The 16,869-nt window shown below is 61.9% G+C and carries 11 protein-coding genes and 2 pseudogenes; 11 read left to right on the top strand and 2 right to left on the bottom strand.

Annotated features, from left to right (window positions below; translation table 11 throughout):
- The 9 genes and pseudogenes from RMCN_RS22200 to RMCN_RS22160 form a co-directional block, all read left to right on the top strand.
- Positions 1-237: BlaI/MecI/CopY family transcriptional regulator (locus RMCN_RS22200; RefSeq protein ID WP_165604472.1), on the top strand; the 237-nt coding region annotated here is incomplete at its 5' end.
- Entirely contained in the window at positions 234-1,172 is a 939-nt protein-coding gene (locus tag RMCN_RS22195; RefSeq protein WP_067393775.1) for a M56 family metallopeptidase, read from the top strand. The genes RMCN_RS22200 and RMCN_RS22195, both read left to right, overlap by 4 nt.
- Positions 1,173-2,233: 1,061 nt before the next feature.
- Complete coding sequence (locus tag RMCN_RS22190; protein ID WP_067393773.1) at positions 2,234-2,641, top strand: four-helix bundle copper-binding protein; 408 nt, start codon at positions 2,234-2,236, stop codon at positions 2,639-2,641.
- Positions 2,642-2,809: 168 nt separating this feature from the next.
- A pseudogene (locus RMCN_RS22185) lies at positions 2,810-3,021 on the top strand (heavy-metal-associated domain-containing protein).
- 610 nt (positions 3,022-3,631) lie between these two features.
- The gene (locus RMCN_RS22180; RefSeq protein WP_133259123.1) at positions 3,632-4,213 is read left to right on the top strand and encodes a DUF1942 domain-containing protein; all 582 of its coding nucleotides are present in this window, start codon (positions 3,632-3,634) and stop codon (positions 4,211-4,213) included.
- A gap of 312 nt (positions 4,214-4,525) precedes the next feature.
- The gene (locus RMCN_RS22175; protein WP_067393764.1) at positions 4,526-4,804 is read left to right on the top strand and encodes an SHOCT domain-containing protein; all 279 of its coding nucleotides are present in this window, start codon (positions 4,526-4,528) and stop codon (positions 4,802-4,804) included.
- 132 nt (positions 4,805-4,936) lie between these two features.
- Complete coding sequence (locus RMCN_RS22170) at positions 4,937-6,028, top strand: YVTN family beta-propeller repeat protein (RefSeq protein ID WP_067393761.1); 1,092 nt, start codon at positions 4,937-4,939, stop codon at positions 6,026-6,028.
- A 411-nt stretch (positions 6,029-6,439) separates the two neighbouring features.
- Positions 6,440-6,932 (top strand): annotated as a pseudogene (locus RMCN_RS32225) (transposase); the annotation flags it as partial.
- A 1,318-nt stretch (positions 6,933-8,250) separates the two neighbouring features.
- Positions 8,251-8,517: a hypothetical protein gene (locus RMCN_RS22160; protein ID WP_234787752.1), complete on the top strand. Its 267-nt coding sequence runs from the start codon at positions 8,251-8,253 to the stop codon at positions 8,515-8,517.
- A 516-nt stretch (positions 8,518-9,033) separates the two neighbouring features.
- Here the strand turns inward: RMCN_RS22160 and RMCN_RS22150 are convergent.
- Positions 9,034-9,795 carry an LOG family protein gene (locus RMCN_RS22150; RefSeq protein ID WP_234787751.1) on the bottom strand — a complete coding sequence of 254 codons (762 nt, stop codon included), beginning with the start codon at positions 9,793-9,795 and terminating at the stop codon, positions 9,034-9,036.
- 443 nt (positions 9,796-10,238) lie between these two features.
- Here RMCN_RS22150 and RMCN_RS22140 point away from each other — a divergent pair, with 443 nt between their 5' ends.
- A complete protein-coding gene (locus RMCN_RS22140; RefSeq protein ID WP_067393754.1) occupies positions 10,239-11,282 on the top strand; it encodes a type II glyceraldehyde-3-phosphate dehydrogenase in 1,044 nt (347 codons plus the stop codon).
- Positions 11,283-12,783: 1,501 nt separating this feature from the next.
- On the opposite strand, the gene RMCN_RS22135 is transcribed toward RMCN_RS22140, so the two are convergent.
- Positions 12,784-15,738, bottom strand: coding sequence for a glycoside hydrolase family 65 protein (locus tag RMCN_RS22135; protein WP_067393753.1), 2,955 nt, complete (start codon positions 15,736-15,738; stop codon positions 12,784-12,786).
- A 278-nt stretch (positions 15,739-16,016) separates the two neighbouring features.
- Here RMCN_RS22135 and RMCN_RS22130 point away from each other — a divergent pair, with 278 nt between their 5' ends.
- Entirely contained in the window at positions 16,017-16,781 is a 765-nt protein-coding gene (locus tag RMCN_RS22130) for a DMT family transporter (RefSeq protein ID WP_234787750.1), read from the top strand.
- Positions 16,782-16,869: the final 88 nt, after the last annotated feature.

The following is a 16,869-nucleotide window of genomic DNA, read 5'->3' as shown; positions in this document are numbered from 1 at the left end:
GACAATCTGCATACCAAAGGCTGGCTGGCCCGCGAACGCGACGGTCGGGCCTATCGCTACTGGGCAACACTGTCGCGCGAGCAGCACACGGCACGGTTGATGCGCGATGCCCTCAAGGGCGGAGGGCGGTCAGACCTGGTGCTGAGCCACTTCATCGAGCAGATCGGTCCCCGGGAGTCCGAGCGGCTGCGCACGGCGTTGCGGCGGCTGCCCAAGAAGCGGACAGGTAAACGGTGAGCATCGCTGCGTGTCTGCTGCTCTACAGCTTCGTGGTGTGCGTGGTCGGCCCGCCGATTCTGCGCCGGCTCACCCGTGAAGGGCATGCTCCCCGCTACGGTGTGGCGGCATGGCTGACTGCCATCGGCAGTGTGCTTATCAGCTGGTTGACGGCCGCGGTGCTCATCGTAGGGGACCTTGTCACCGGCGGCGAACACCGCAACGGTGTGGTGGCGTCGTGTCTTGCCGTGTTGTGCGACGTGCTGACTGGGTACGCCGGTCGCATCCCTCAAGTACTGTTGCTCGCCGCCGCAGCCGCCGGTGTCATCGCCGCGTCGCTCGCCGGTACCCGAATTGCCCGCGCTCTTGCTCGCCTGCGGGCAGGGGCGCTCGAGCACGCTGACGGGGTGCGGTTGGTAGGTCGGCCGGTCGGGCAGGACGTGTTCGTGATCGATGCTTCCGAACGTGCCGCCTACTGCGTATCGGGTCGCCCACCGGTCATCGTGGTGACCACCGGTGCGCTGGCGGCCCTCGACGACGATCAACTGGGCGCCGTGCTCGCACACGAGCGCGCTCATCTGGCGGGACGCCATCATCAAGTGATAGCCGCCCTCCGCAGTCTGGCGGTGGTCTTCCCGAAACTCTCGCTGATGACACAGGGTGCCACTGAGGTCTCGCGGATACTGGAGATGTGTGCCGACGACGCGGCGGCCCGTCGATTCGGTCACCGCACGCTGCTGTCAGGATTGATGTCACTGGCCGGCGCAGCGCCGGCAGGGTCACTGGGGGCGGCCGATGTGGCGGTGCTCAGCAGGGCCGAACGTCTGGCGGTTCCTGCAACACCGCCGACGCAGATACGCGCCCGGGCAGCGTTGACTAGCGCATCGACGCTGATGGCCGGCGGACCGTTGCTAATTCTTGCGTTGATGGCATCGGGCACGCTGATGTGCGGTTAGCTCCACGAATGTCGCGCAAGCATGAGACCAGAGGATCGATGTGGCCGCCGACCGCGCGCTGGCCTGGTAGTAGGGCAAACCGCGTGGCCGGTGGCTGCTCCGGCGAACATGTGCGGCCCGTCCGACGCAGGCCCGCAACCGATTTTAGCTCTGTCAAGCGTTGTTCAGCCGACATCATCGCCAACTCGGATGCAGACAAGTTAGAACTCTGCGGAGTCCGACATTGTCCTACTAAGACGGCCAGTAGAAGATCACGGTATCCGACTCGACCGCCGGACACGCGACCGCGAACGGGCTGGCGACAGCGCCACCGGCCACACGGCGGCCCACAGAAGGAGTTGTGATCTCTCGCCCGGAGCACGGACATGCTGACCGACACCTCGAACGGCTCGGACACCACGCCCCTCAGATACAGAGTCCTATCCCGAGCGAACACGACCCCCAGTCCGGACACGGCGAACACTTGGCCTACGTCGCTTAAGATAGCCCGGGCTCGGGCCATGACCGCCATGACGGCACGGGGACGTCCGGGGATGTGTTGCGCGGCAGGTTCTCTGGGGCAGCCTGATTTTGTCCGTACCGGTGGTGCTGTTCAGCCACATGGTCGCCGAACTGTTCGGCTACCTCGGATGGCGGGCAGCGTGGTGTCGCGTGGATCGCACCGAATCTGGGGCACGCTTATCCGTCTCCGGCGGTATGCCTTTATCTCACCGGCGGGTGGGCCCGAGCTGAAGTCCGTCGCCCGGGGATGATGCTGCTGATCGGTATCGCGTCAGCGTCGCGTTCATCGCGTCGGTGTGGTGCAGGCTAACTGGCGTATCGCGTCCCGGTATCCAAGCCGCCGGCGTTCGATGCAGGCCGATGCGGCGCGCGGGGTACTTGTCGACGGCACGCCCTTGCCCTACGCTTGGCCTACGGGGTTTCACCGTAGATGTGTGGGGTATGCGCCTGTCGTCCATGAGTTGTGGCTGTGCCGTCAGGCTGGCCGCGGTCACACGGATAGCCGCGTCTTGATGAAACCTCGCGGCACAACACCTGACAACAGTGATGGAGTGAGGCAAATGAGCACCGCGGCTGAAATGCTGGAAACCTACCCGCAGGATCTCGGCGGCATCGACCGTGCGGCATTGACGGCGTGCATCGAGGCGTGTATCGAATGCGCACAGGCATGTACCGCATGCGCAGATGCCTGTCTGAGTGAACAATCGGTCCAAGAGCTGACCACCTGCATTCGCACCAACCTCGATTGTGCAGATCTGTGTGAGACGACGGGTCGGGTGCTTTCGCGCCACACCGGCTACGATGCCAATCTGACCCGTTCGGTGTTGCAGGCCTGCGCCACGGCGTGTCAGTCCTGTGGCGATGAATGCGCTAGGCATGCCGAGCACCACGAACACTGCCGAATCTGCTCCGAGGTGTGTCGGCGTTGCGGGCAGGCGTGCGAACAGCTGCTCTCATCGCTGGGCTGATCGCTGCGAAGCCTCCCGAGGGTAGCCAGCCTGCCGATGGCATCGTTGGCTTCTGTGATTCAGTATGGGCCCGGCCCGCTTCTGCGGCATGACACGCAGAGCCTGACCTGCCCCGGTTTCCTAAACGGAGTGAGCTGGCCGATCGTCCCCATGAGGAGGAATACACCAATGGCCACAGCGGAATACGCGTCTCCGGGATGACATGCGGTCACTGCGAGATGTCGGTCCGCGAGGAAGTCAGATCCCTCGGCGGCGTCAAGCATGTCGAGGTGAGCGCTGCCACCGGCGAACTGGTCGTCACCAGTGAGGAGCCCATCGCCGATGCGGCCATAATGGCGGCCGTAGACGAGTCCGGATATACCGCCGTGCGGATGACATGAGTACCGTCCAGGTAGTGTCCACAGCGGCGGCACGCCACGATGCCACACTCAGCCGAAACCAGCCCAAGTGCTGACGCGGGTGGCGCTTACTTATTGACAAGCGTCGAGAACGGCAGCTCTCTGGCACGGCTCCCCATGGCGATTCAGGGAGGCTGCAACCGCTCGAATGGCGCCGGGGGCGGGTGACGCTCCGGACGCTTCCAGCGCCCTTCGAAAGCCGCCTCGGTATCTGCAGCCGTGGCAGTTTGCCACGAACGACACGGCTATACGCGAACTTTCGATATCTGTCTCAGGAAGTACTTTCGCTATCTACTATTTAGGTTAGTATGTGTCGGGGCGGCTGGGGCGCCGGTCCGATCTCCCTAGCTCGGGTGGCGCCTCAGTCGTTCCTTACATGCCAGCCGGCGCTGATGCGAGGGCCGTCGAGGTCACGAGAAGCATTGTCGCTGTTGCCTGTCGGTGCAAATCTGAACCGGGTCCCTTCGCCTCGAAGTTCATGCGACCGATTACTGGACGCCTTCCGCGTGCGGTGCCGCATCTGGTAAGGATGGTCGTAGAAGTACGTAGAGCAGCTGCGTATGCCTGCGGCGGCGTAAAGAATGGACAGGCAGTGCGAAATATCGTGATTGTGATGGCGGCGGCCGCAGCGATGATGCTGTTGGTGGGCACCGGCATACCAGCCGCGTTTGCAGCGGCGAAGTGTCCTCACATGTTCGGCTCCCAACAGCGAGTGGCTGACGCCGGTGCGCCGGTGGTGCAAGAGTGGACAGCCATCGATCTGCAGCGAGGCGCCGACCTCCTGCCTGGATATTCGGCAGTCGGCAAGCTGTGGGAGGCAGGCGTGTCGGTGAGCGCCATGAACGGAGCGGTCACACCGATCATCCCCAATTTTCAGGCCGTATCGCGTTCCGGCGTCCGGTATCCGGCGCTCTGGCAGGTGCCCAGCCCCAACGGAATCCCCAGTACGACCCTTGCAGACGGACAGACCTCGACGGGCAAACTGTACTTCGACGTCACCGCTGACGACCCTGTTGCCCTGATCTATACCACCGGCACGCCACGACCTGTGATGATGTGGTGCTGCAGCGGACCCATGCTCGACATGCAAATGGGGCCGGGCATGCAGATGGGCGATTGCCAGTGTAAGGAATCGGCAACGCCGTGTGCGTGCTGCGAACTCCAGGCGACCTAGCCGCATGGAACATTTCGTCGTCTGGCCAGAAACGAGGAGTCCCAAGGACGATCGGGGACCGTGTCGAATTATTCGCGAGCTCGAATGCCCGAGGCCTTTATATCAGCAGGGCCTGACCCGGCCTCAAGCGTCTTCTACGTGGTGGAGTATCCACGTGCCCGCCCATCGAAGCGCCGGCAACGAGAGCAGTGGTCGCGTATCGGGGCGCGACCTGCGAGCTCAACACTCCCACGACCATCGGACTACGGAACAGCGTGGTAGCGAGCACGCGAACGCACAAGGAAACAAGACAGTAGGAGAGGTGGCCGCAGAATGCATGGCGATGACGGGTGGATGTGGCATGACGGCTGGAGCTGGGGCGGCTGGGCGTTAATGGTTATCGCGATGGTGTTGGTGTTGGCGGCGATCCTCACGGTCGTGGTGCTGGCCATGCGCTTTCTGACTCGTAACAGCACTTCCTCGCCGCCTCGTTACTCACCCTTCGGCCCGGCCGAAGATGTGCTCGCCGAACGCTACGCGCAGGGTGAATTGGATGACGACGAGTACCGTCGGCGCCTCAGCGTGCTCAGGAAACATAGAGCAGCACCATGAACGGCTTCCGTCTGGCGCTTGGGAAGTCTTTTGCCTTCGGCGAGACCGGCTGTGTTCCGATGGACTCACTATGTGCCGCATCGGCTGAAGCCAATTTCAACCATGAGTAAAAGGGGAGTTCCGCTACATCCGATGGCCCTAGTCGTGACGCTGGCAATGGCATTGACGGGTTGCTCAGGCGAAGCGGATGGACCCGCGAGACAGGAAGGCGCATCGCCCGAGCCAGCTGGCAGCGTAACCGGCTCGGTATGGGTAGCAGATGAGGACGGCGACAGCATCACGGTCATCGACGCTTCGACGAACGCCGTGATCGCCACGCTCGACGGGATCGAGGAGCCGCACAACATTCAAATGGGCCCTGGCGGGGACACCGTGTACGCGGTCAGCGGTAGCGAAAATCTGTTGGTGGCGATCGACGCAGCGACATTTGCGGTCAAGGCAACCGCCCCAACCGGTGCAGAGCCTGCGCACGTCATCGAAGCCAACGGCAAGGTCTACGTGACCAATGCAGCAGATGGCACCGTGTCGGTGTACCGGGCCCCTGAACTGCAGCCGACCGGCGGCATCACGCTTGGCGGGATGCCGCACGGTCTGCGACCCGCCGGCGACGGCTCGGTCATCGTCGTGGCCAACACCATGGCCGGCGCGCTCGATGTGATCGACCCCGCCACTGACACGCTGTTGGGTGCGGTTCCCGTGGGCAGGGGCCCGGCTCAGGTGGCCGTCACCGCCGATGGCCGCTACGCCTACACAGGGATCAGTGAGCCGTCGTCGGTGGCGAAGGTGGATCTGGCTACTCGGACGGTGGTCGGTACCGTACCCGTGCCGACCCCTCCAGTCCAGGTCTTTCTGGCTCCCGATGGAGAAACCGTCGTGTCCGCAGACCAGGGCACACGGGACCGACCGGGAAACACCGCGTCGGTGATCGACACCCATTCAATGACCGTGCGCAGCAGAGTAAACACCGGTTCCGGACCCCACGGTGTCGTTATCGATGACACCGGCACACGGGCATGGGTGACCAATAGCTACAGCGACACGGTCTCGGTTATCGAATTAGCCACGTCCTCGGTGGCCGCAACGGTTCCAACCGGCGCCGAACCCACCGGCATCAGCTATTCAATCCGCCGCCCCGCACCGGGCGCGTCCACAACCACGACATTGAAGTTGCCAGAACCGGCTACCAGCAGTCAAGAAGAGTCGCCCGACGACCATGGGCATTAGCCACAGACCACACCGACTGCAGTTTGACAGGCGTTCAAATCGGTCGCGGCCAGCGACGGGCTTGCACGCATCGCATGACCACACCGCTCGCCACAGGTGGACCGACCGGAAGTCATACTAACGAGGTATCAGCAGCACCGGGCATTACACCACTGCCGCACTCATCATGTGATCAAGACTCTTCATCACCGGGCTCGAAGGCTGGACTGATCACCAGCTCCCCGACGGCACCAAAGTGCTGCGCGCTCTCCGCGGGCACCTGTACGAGGCCAGCCCTCCCACGGGCCGTGTCATTCCGTCTGTGTAAGGCCGGGGTAGTCCATCAGCGGAGCGCCGTTCGGGCAGACAGTAAGGATGTTTTGCGGGCAAGACCACGTCAGGTGGCGGGTACGGCGGAACGCGCCTCGGCGATTGGCGGAGACGTTTACCGCTGAGACGTCTACCGCCCGAGTTGGATTCGCTGATCAAGGATGCGGTCAAAGAGGGAACCACGATCGACGGCGCTGATGGTTTGCGAAACGAGTTGACCAAGGCCGTGCTGGAACGCGCGCTGAACTCGGAGCTGACCCATTATCTTCGGGTATGAGGCCGGCGATCCGGCCGGGCCTGGCTCCGGGTATTCCCGCGAACGGCACGACGCCGAAAACGGTGACCACGTTCAATGGTCGCGTCAAGATTGACTCGCCCCGCGACCGCACGGGTCGTTTGATCCGGCGATTTGCGGCGAAGAAAGACCGCCGGTTTAACAGCATCAATTCCATTGTGCTGTCGCTGTATCCGCGCGGCGTAGCTACCCCCGATATCGTGATGCACCTGGCCGAGGTGTACGCGTGTCGGTGTCGCGGAGAGCGGATCTCCAATTTTTACCGAGGTCGCGGTCGATGAAATCAAGGCTTTGCACTCAACACAGCGAGGGCACGATGTTCCTGCAGGAAGTCGTCATCGAGGTAACCGCGGGGCTCGCTCGCCGTCTTCATCCTCGTCGGGGCCGTCATTGCGAACTGAGCGCGAGCCACATCGCAAGTTCACGCCCCCGGGGCGACACGCCGGAACGTTCGTTTTCTAGATGTCTGACTCGTCCCGGATCGCAGGGGTGTGTGGTCGTCTTCGGAAACTGCGGCCGACGCGCTGTGACTATGGGTGACTGCTTGCATTACCGTCGTGGCCGGTCTTGGAATGCGGGATCGGTTGGGGGGGCAGAGTTCCCGGATCCCGCCCCAGGCGGGCGCATTCCGGGGGTGTAGTGCAGGGCCGCCCCAGCACCGCTGGTACGTCGGGGTTCCCGGGGATGGCGCCTTGCGGTGTTCTGGGAACGAGGTGGGGCACACACGTCCCGGTCAACGGATCTGGTTCCTCGCCGGATACACACGGTTGCGCTGACGCGGTCGGCTCGCTGGTCACAGCCGGGACCAGGGCCAACAGGAGGAGCCCAGCAGCGGCTGCAATCCACACCCTCACAAAAAGCCGCCGCACGGGATTGTCGATAGCCATCACGATGCTCTCTGTCGTTTAGGCCCGCTGGAAGTTTCCATTGGGTGACCTAGTACTAACAATGTCCATATTAGCGATGGTGGCGTCCCGCGCAAGGCCGTCAACGACGTCTGCGAGGCGGCCCCTCACCGGTTGCGCCCTGCTCAGACATGACGGCTTAGTCTTAGGCCTGCCAACGGCTCCGAAATGCGCCGGAACAAACTGAGCGCATCGCACCAGGTCCCGATCTCCGTACGTGTCCGTGCGCACCCTTGAGGTACTATTTGCATCATCAGTACGTGACATATCAGTACTATCTATACCAGTACTAGAGTCATTAGGGAACCTAAATAGCCGCGCCAGCCCGGCGCCTGCGCATCGACGTCCCCGACGGAGGTTGAGTAGTTGCAAAACGGGGCCGCTACGCGGGGCATTGCGATCGAGGAGACTATGCCAACACCGCACTGCGATCCGGTAAGTGCGTCGTCTCTATGAAGACAACCAGCGAAGCGTATTGCGAGATCTAACATGATGTGAGCAGGTACCTTGGGACTGGCGGTCGGTCGCCACGAGTCGAAGTTGGGCTCGCCAGTGGCCGGGCGGTTGAAGCAATGAGAGCTTTCGGCCCCGCGTGGTGATCAGAAGTCCTCTTGCCGGTGTCGCACTTCTAAGTCACAGTCGTTGTTCATACACACAGAATGCATACATCGAGGGGACGTCAGGTGATTAACAAGAGGTTGAGCATCACGCGCGTGAGCTCAGCATTGGCGGTGTTCGGCGTCATCACCTACGTGGTCTGCTTTATCTGGCGGGCTCTGGCGCACTCGACGTTTACCGACAGTGCCTTTGCCGCCGCATTTCCCGGCTTCAGCTGGAGTGTCGTCGGATTCTTGACCGGCATGGGCTGGAGCATCGTCTACAGCGTTTACGCCGGGGTGGTGTTCGTCTGGGCATATAACCTGTGCTGCCGCGTCACGATCGACCGTCGTTCGCGTGCCGAACACCAGAGCGTCCGTTAAAAGCGGCACTGTCCGGCGCAAAGCTGTTGGCTCCGCAACCGTGGTAAGCGAACCAGCAAACCACGGCGCAAGCACTAGCAACAGTCGCCCGATCAGCCCGACTCATGTGGACTTCCAACGAAATTGGAGAAGTTCTGCGCGGCCTGGCATCGTCGGATACTTCAGTACTACCGGAAACCGATCGGCACATGTAGTCCACACCCGCGGCTGGTCATTGTCGCGTGTTCGACCGCGCAAGGCTCGGGCACCGTCTTTCATTCTCGGTCGACGGCGGATTTGCTGCCCGGATACGGCTGGACCAAAGTCCTCTTCGACACTGAGCCCACCGCCCACTCTGACTGAACCGGGCAGCTGAGGCGCGGATTGGCCTGGCTTGGTGGGAGGCTCATCGTTCCACATTGGTGCTCGTCGGCTGCGGCACCTCGAAGTAATCGCAATATCGCCTCCGCTGCCCTCAATCGAGACGACGCCGAACAATTGTGCGGTGAAACAGGCAACACCATAGTCCCGCTCAACTCACGATCCAGACGATCGGTAGGTCTGCAACTGACGATGGCGGCAACGATCGACAATCTCGCCGATCTCGTCAGGATCGTCGCTGAGCACAAGTAGCTCAACGTCATCGGCCGCAACCATTCCCGGCTCAAGCAGCCGTTCGCGGATCCATCGCTGCAGTCCACTCCAGTGCGCCGATCCCGCGAGCACGACCGGAAAGTGGCGGATCTTTTCGGTTTGTATCAGAGTCAAGGCCTCGAAGAGCTCATCGAGCGTTCCAAAGCCTCCCGGAAGGACTACGAACCCGTTCGCGTAGCGGACGAACATCAGTTTGCGGACAAAGAAATACTGGAAGTGAAGCTCGAGATCGACGAAGGGATTGATGCCCTGTTCTTGGGCGAGCTCTATGCCAAGGCCGATCGAACGCACGCCAGCCTCGCGTGCGCCGCGGTTGGCGGCCTCCATAATCCCGGGTCCTCCACCCGTGATGATGTCGAAACCCAGCGCGCCCAGCCGTGCAGCCAGCGCGTGCGCCAGCTTGTAGTGCGGGTGATCCGGCGGCGTGCGCGCGGAGCCGAAAACTGACACGGCGTTCGTGACGTTCGCCAAAGCCGTAAATCCGGACGTCACTTCGTTCCGAATCCGAGTCACCCGGTCGGGGTCACCGCCGGCGAGTAGAGCGAAGTCCGGTCCCAACCAACGCAGCAGTTCCTCGTCGCAAGTCGCTGGAGGGTGCTCTGTTGATTCTGGCATCGCCATGATGGTCCCACGGGCGGCGGACATACATCTCACCGATCGACGGAGTCCTCCGCGCCCAGATCAAGTGCACGCTCTCGGTATCGTCGGCGCCGCACGTGAGGGCTGATGGCGACGAGCGTGGCCGCCCGGATGGCGGTGACGGCCGCGATGTTTGAGGCCGAGATCGGCGAGGCCTGCGGCCGAAGGGTAAGCACAACGGTGGCCGGGCCGCGGTGCGTCACGGCGCCGGGAAGCGTCTACTCGCCATCGTCCATGTATCCTTCTACAACGTCTGCTGTCGGGTGATTTCGGACCGTGGCTCCGCACCCGCATGCGAAATCCGTGCAATCCGACCACGATGCTCGGTAGCTGCAGCATCGTTGAACCGATGCGAACGCGCCAAGGCGTCCACTTTGCGACGCGGAACCGGCAAGCGCCGCTGATTCGGCGGAGGCCGGCAGCAAAAGAACATCAGAGACGGAGCAGATATGACCACACAGTCGGCAAGAGTTCGGGTTGCGGTGAACGGATATGGCGTCATCGGCAAGCGGGTCGCCGACGCGGTGGCGAATCAGGAAGACATGGAACTGGTCGGTATCGCCGATGTCGACGCCGGTTGGCGAATGAGAATCGCGGAGCAAAAAGGGTTCCGAATCTTCGCCTCCCTTGACGACCGTACCGAGGCCATGCGCGATCGAGGTCTGCAAGTCGCGGGCAATCTCGACGACCTACTCCGCGATGCCGAAGTGGTAGTCGATTGCACGCCCAAACCATTGGGCGCGCAGAACGCTGAGTACTACCGCGCGCACGGGGTGAGGTTCATAGTTCAAGGCGGTGAGAAGCATGAGGTTACCGGACACTCCTTTGTTGCCGATGCGAATTACGCCAGTGCGGTAGGCCGAGAGTCCACTCGCGTCGTCTCCTGCAACACCACCTCGATCGTGCGGACGCTGATCGCGCTCAAACGCGTCGGCCTTTTGAAGAAGGCACGGGGGACGTTGATGCGGCGGGCAACTGACCCTTGGGAGAGTCACGAGGGCGGCATCATGAACACGCTGGTGCCCGAGGCCAAGATACCCAGCCATCAGGCGCCGGACGCGCAGACCGTGGATGCTGAGCTTGACGTGGTGACGATCGCGGTCAAGGTGCCGCAGACGCTCGCTCACATGCACAGCTGGTCGATTCAGCTCACCCGGAACTCCACCGCCGAAGAGGTTATCGACGCCTTCAGGCAGTCCTCGCGTATCGCGATGATCCGCGTGGACGACGGATTGACAGCGCTCAACACTGTCAAGGAATTGATGGCAGACCTCGGGCGCCCGCGTGACGATCTCTACGAGGTCGCGTTGTGGGAAGACATGGTGGCGGTGAGCGAGGGCGAAGCCTTCTACGCCTACATGGTGGACAACCAGGCCATCGTCGTTCCCGATACGATCGATGCCATACGAGCTCTGACAAGTCGCGATCAGGACCCTCAGGCGTCGATGTCGAAAACTGATGCAGCCCTTGGGATTGGTTCAAAGCTGGTGTGACGGTGCGCCGCGCTGTCACATGCGCGCCACATGGATGACCCAACCCGAAGCAATGGGCGGATGGCCGGCACCCTTTCTGGCCGACCTACCGCAACCGACCTTCCCGGACTCTCCACCTCCTGTCTTTCGTCCTTACTTTGGGAGGATTCGCCCGCGGAGAACCGCACGTTACCCCTGCTGCGGGCTGTCAACCCGATGCGCGCTACAGGGTGGAGCCGCGACCAGTTTGCGGCGCGCGTTCTATGACGAATCGCCCCGGCCCGCCGCATTCGCGAGCTTGAAAGGGAGCTTTCGACCAATCCGTAGTAGTCTTCACCTGACAGGTGCGCTTCCTCGTGGAGATTCGTTGTGTGAGTAGCTCCGATATCCTTGAGGCAGTGCACCTTTCGGGTCTACGACACCCGATCAGACCGAATTGGGTGAAAGATCGAGGTCAAGAGCCAACAACATGACTGATAGGGCGATTGGGTTGACGTGGCGCGTCCCCAAAAACCGCCGTATGCAATTTAATAGAGATGTAGATCAAGAGCTGATACCCAGTTTAGTTGCACTGCATACGTCCAGGAAAATTGTGGGGCTGCTTCCATTCCGCCATAAGCCATTAAGAACAGAAAGCGTGGAAAGTTTCTGGACTGACTATTGGGTTATTGTCCTTGCGTTTGACACGGACCCCGACATCGTTTGGCAATCGATACGCAGTTCCGCGGTACCGAGGACGTTATTGCGAGCAGAAGTTCTTCTTATTCAACCAGGCATGGATATGTACTATCCCCGAGGCGGTGGAGCCAAAAGCTCTCCTGTTTGGCACATAATGGAATACGTTGTGTCGAGATTTGAGACACGCGCCGAATATTATAGAGAGCAGTATGAGTTTTCACGACCTGTTATCACGCATTTTTGGAAAAATGACTCTGTAGAAAGGATGATTGGTTTCGAAAGGGAACGCCTCTTACAAGACGACGGTTTCCTTCCGGGGTGGGACATTATTCATATAACAGGGTTCAAACCGTCACGGTTAGGTAGGGTTGCCTGGCATCTTTTGCGATCTCTGGCCACCTTCAATGGCTATGCGGAGAGAATCGGTTACAGGTCAGCTATGGAAGTCCTCCGTTCCTGGGACAAGAAGCGAAGAAAATATCTTGTCATCGCCAGGCAAGACTATGCGCATACATTGCCACTATTTTGAAGATTGCTAATAATCCCGGAGGCTCGTGTGACCGTTTGCAGCCAGCTTGTTCGGTTCAATACGACCGATACGTTCCGATGATCATCGGGGTCAGTACATCCTTTTTCCGTGAGGGCAGAACACTTTGGTTAGGTTAGGCGTCGTCTGACTCGATACCCTAAGGGGTATCGTCGGTGTCAACCACGGTAGCGCTTCTGATGCGCGGAACGCAACGCCGACGGCGGAGAAAGTGCAGCGGGAGAACACATACGGCGCCACTCTCGGAATAACTGAAAATCCCGCGATCCGATGAACGGCTGGGCTTCGTCCAGTTGCCTACTTCGTAGCATCGGTCGCGCGTGCCTGTTGCCTAGCTAAGCTAGCTACTGGTGTGTGACTCGGATCGGACAGGGCCATTTCCCAGCGTTGGCCTGGGATCAGTGTTCGTGTGACATCTTCGAGGCAAACCCGGATCGGGCCGGTCGCACACGGATGAAGGTCCAGCACCACACGGTTGCTGCTGAGTTCGACGTCGATCGGTTGGCCGCGGTAGCGCATTTGGAAGGTGACGGCGCCGAGCTGGCGGGGCAGCAGTGGGTGAAGGCGCAGGACATCGTCACGGGTTTCGACTCCGGCGTAGCATCTGATCACCATGTCCGCGGTGCCGGCCATCGCACCCAAATGGATACCCGTGCGTGTTGTCCCGCCCTGGATGTCGGCGAGGTCGCTGTCCAATGCCTCGGTGAACAGGGACCATGAATGCGCACGGTCTGACCGAGCAAGCACCCAACTGTGCACCAGTCGGCTCAGGGTGGACCCATGGCTGGTGCGGGAAAGGTAGTAGTGCACGGTGCGGGGGATGAGTTCTGGTGGCAGCTGGTAGCCGAGGCGGGTGAAGACGGCCCGTAGTTCTTCGGCGGAGAACAAGTAGAACAGCATGAGCACATCGGCCTGTTTGGACAGTCGGTAGCAGTTGGTGCTGTCACCTTCGGCTTGCAAAATCAGGTCGAGGCGCCCGATGTTGCCATAACGTTGGCGGTAGCGGTCCCAGTCGAATTCGGCGAGGTCCTCATAGCCTTCGAACTGGCTGATGACGCCGTCATGAAACGGAATCCGCAGCCGCCGGCTGATCCGGTCCCATCGGTTCAGTTCCTCGGCGTTGACTGCGAGTCGAGACAGCGATGGGCCGCAGTCGCGCTGGTGTAGCAGATCAATTATGTCGCGCGCTCGTGTCAGTACCCAGGATGCGAGCACGTTGGTGTAGGTGTTGTTGCGTAGTCCCTCGCCGGGGGCGTTGGGGTAGCCGTCATGGAATTCGTCAGGGCCCATCACGCCGGTGATGTCGAAGCGGTCATCAGTTGCGTCGTGGGTGGCAAGGTCGGCGAAGAACCGGGCGACCTCCACCACGATCACGGCACCGTGATGGACGAGGAAATCGATATCGGCGGTGGCTTGGTAGTACTGCCATACGCTGTAAGCCAGGGCAAGGCCGACATGACGTTGCTGGTGGGAATTGTCGGGCATCCATTGCTGGTTGCGCAGATTGAACAATTCGGTGGGCGTCTCCTCGCGGCCGTCGCTTCCGCTCTGCCATGGAAACATCGCCCCTGCCAGCCCAACAGTGCGCGCGGCGGTTTGCGCCTTCGCGAGTCGGCGGTAGCGGTAGAGCAGCAGCGAGCGGGTCAGTGCGGGTCGGCGCAATGTGAGCATCGGGTAGATGAACAGTTCGTCCCAGAAGATGTGTCCGCGATAGCCCTCGCCGTGCAGGCCGCGCGCGGGTACGCCGGCGTCGAGTTCGGGGCTGGTGGCTGCCACGGTTTGCAGAGTGTGGAAGATGTGCAGGTTCAGCGCGAGCCGCTGGCGCGCTCCGGTCAGCATGCCGATGCCGAACCGGGTCCACCACTGTTGCCATGCGTTGACGTGCTCGGCGAGCAGTTGCTCGAAGTGGGGTGCTTGTCGGATCCGGTCGGTGGCAGCTAACGGTGCTGTTGAAATGCCCCGGTCGCGTGAGGTGGCAACCGCGACGACCTTTTCTAGGATCACCTCAGCATCGGGTTCGACGTCGAGCACGAAATCATGGCCGGCCAGCGCGGCTTCGGTGAAGGCCTTTCCGTCCACCGCCGGGTCCTGGCCCTGACGTAGCCGGGTTCGCGCTGCGGTGACCAGGCTGATCCCCGACTGGTTGGTGACGGCTTCGACGACCACCCTCTCTGCGTCTGGCCGAGTCACATCGACAATCGTCAGGTGGTGATGATTCAACGGCGCGTCGTCGGCGGCGTTGCTGTTGCTCACGTCACCGTTGACCGCTGAACGCACGTGGATCCGTCCGGCCCAGTTCTCCGCCTGGATTGCAATCTCGAGAGCGGCCAGGTGTGGCGTTGCCAGCGAGTGCAGCTGTCGGCTGGTGATTCGGGTGACGCGGCCGTGGCTGTCGCGGTAACGAGTGGTGCGGGTCAACACTCCACGGCGCAAATCGAGGCGTTGGTCATGACTGATCATCTCGGTGCTTCCGGGACACATGGGTTGGCCGTCGGCTACCTGGATTCTGACGTAAGTCCAATCGGGTGCATTGACCATATGTTCGGACTCGACGAGCCGGTCACCGATATCGCTGATCACCCTGTTGTATACGCCTGCGAAATAGGTTCCGGGATAGTGAGTTTCGCCGAGAGTACTGCTCGGTGCTGACCCGCGGGTGGCCCAATAGCCGTTTCCCAACGTGCACAGCGTTTCCCGGGTTCCCTCGTGGTCGGGATCAAAACCATCGTAGCTGAGAAGCCAGCCACTGACTGCCGGGTCCGCTCCGCCGCACCATCGGTCGCCGGCGCCGTCCGACGGGCTGGCTGCACGCACGGGGTCGGTACCGCTGAGCAGACCGGTCAGGTTGGCCTGGGCCACGTCGGTCACCACCACGTCCGCGCCCGATGAAATCAGTTGAGAACGGTCGCCCGTTGTGTCCACCCCGACAATCAAGCCGATCCCCGCCGCCGCCGCAGTGCGCACACCCGCCGCATCGCGCGTCACCACGACCGCTTCCACAGGCGCGGTGCGCAGGCGACGTGCGGCTTGTACAAACACTGCGCGGTCGGAGTTGTTACTGCGCAAAACCGGTGGGCCGTCGCTGCCCTCAAGGCTTTCGTCGGCGGGGAGCTCTTTGAGGACAACCGCGGTGGGTACGCCGGCCGAGTGCAAAGTGTGCACCAGCTTCGCCACTGATTCGTCCGCCCGGACCGCGCCGGCATCGATGATGACCGCGTGTAAGCCGCTGGCAAAGCGATTCTCATGATCCATTGCGCCCACCTATGTGTCGTGTGACTACGGCCGAGCCGGCGTTACCGCGAGGAAGACGGTGCATACGTCGATAGGGAGGAACTCTCAATCCGGCTTCCAAGAAGTCACGCGCTGCTGCTGATGGGGGCAGCCGTCGCGATGGTCTGTGAGTTGTCAGCCAACTGACGACTGGTGTCGCCCAGCCCGTCTTTGGTTAGTACTATCTTCGATAGTAGGAGATCTTCTCGGCGCCCGACGTGTCAACTGCGCGTTATTCGCACGCAGTGGAAGGCGAGCCTGTGAGCGATGTCGGCCGCGGTGGTGTCTCGAAGGGAGGGGTGCGGCCGTGGCGGATGGTGGTGATCGCCATAGCGTGGGGCTCCTGCTTCCCGTTGCTGGACTGGGGTCTCGACGGTGTATCGACGCTGTGGTTCGTCACCTGGCGCGCCATCGTGGCCGGGTTGGTGTTGTGGGCCCTAGGTGCAGCGGTCAACTGGACTCCTGGGGCGCCATCGCCGCAGATGAGGCTGGGTACGTGGGCGTTGATCGGCGTACTGGCACTGATGAATGTCACGGTGTCGTTTGCGGCGATGGCCACCAGCTCCACCGGCATCGCCACAGGTATGGCCACGGTGCTGGCGAATTCACAGGCGCTCCTGGTGGTCCTGCCGGCGTGGGCGCTGTTCGGCGAGCGGCCCCGAACCGCCGAAATCGCCGCGGTGGTGTTCGGGGTGGGAGGCCTGCTTATCATTGCGGTGCCCTCGGGCGGTGGCCAGGGTTACGGGCTGGCGCTGCTGGCGGCGGTAGGGGTCACGGCGGGCGCTCTGCTGGCTCGGCGGCTGACAGACGTCGATGTGCTGAAGTTGGGTTACTGGCAGTTTCTGGTCGGCGGTGCCGCTCTGGCCGTCCTCGCCGGAGTGATCGATGGGCCACCGACCGTGGGAATGTCGGCGCGCAGCTGGGTGGCGTTGTCCGTGCTGGCTGTTGGGGGCACCGCGCTGCCCTACCTGTTGTGGTTTGTCGAGCTGCGGCGCGCGTCGATCACTGCGGTGACGTCGTGGTGATCCGCCCCGGAATGTCGGGAGGTTCTCTTATCTGAGTGCCTCCTCGGCGTGAGGGTGCCGTTGGCGATGGTAGTAGAGCGCTTCAGCC

The sequence above is a fragment of the Mycolicibacterium novocastrense genome, from assembly GCF_001570485.1.
GTDB lineage: Bacteria > Actinomycetota > Actinomycetes > Mycobacteriales > Mycobacteriaceae > Mycobacterium > Mycobacterium novocastrense.
The sequence above is the reverse complement of the archived record's forward strand: the minus strand, read 5'-3'. Positions and strand labels throughout refer to the sequence as shown.

Coding starts and splice junctions, on each gene's coding strand:
- RMCN_RS22190 (WP_067393773.1), top strand. CDS start 2,234: ATGAGCACCGCGGCTGAAATGCTGGAAACCTACCCGCAGGATCTCGGC.
- RMCN_RS22175 (WP_067393764.1), top strand. CDS start 4,526: ATGCATGGCGATGACGGGTGGATGTGGCATGACGGCTGGAGCTGGGGC.
- RMCN_RS22170 (WP_067393761.1), top strand. CDS start 4,937: ATGGCCCTAGTCGTGACGCTGGCAATGGCATTGACGGGTTGCTCAGGC.
- RMCN_RS22150 (WP_234787751.1), bottom strand. CDS start 9,795: ATGTCCGCCGCCCGTGGGACCATCATGGCGATGCCAGAATCAACAGAG.
- RMCN_RS22140 (WP_067393754.1), top strand. CDS start 10,239: ATGACCACACAGTCGGCAAGAGTTCGGGTTGCGGTGAACGGATATGGC.
- RMCN_RS22135 (WP_067393753.1), bottom strand. CDS start 15,738: ATGGATCATGAGAATCGCTTTGCCAGCGGCTTACACGCGGTCATCATC.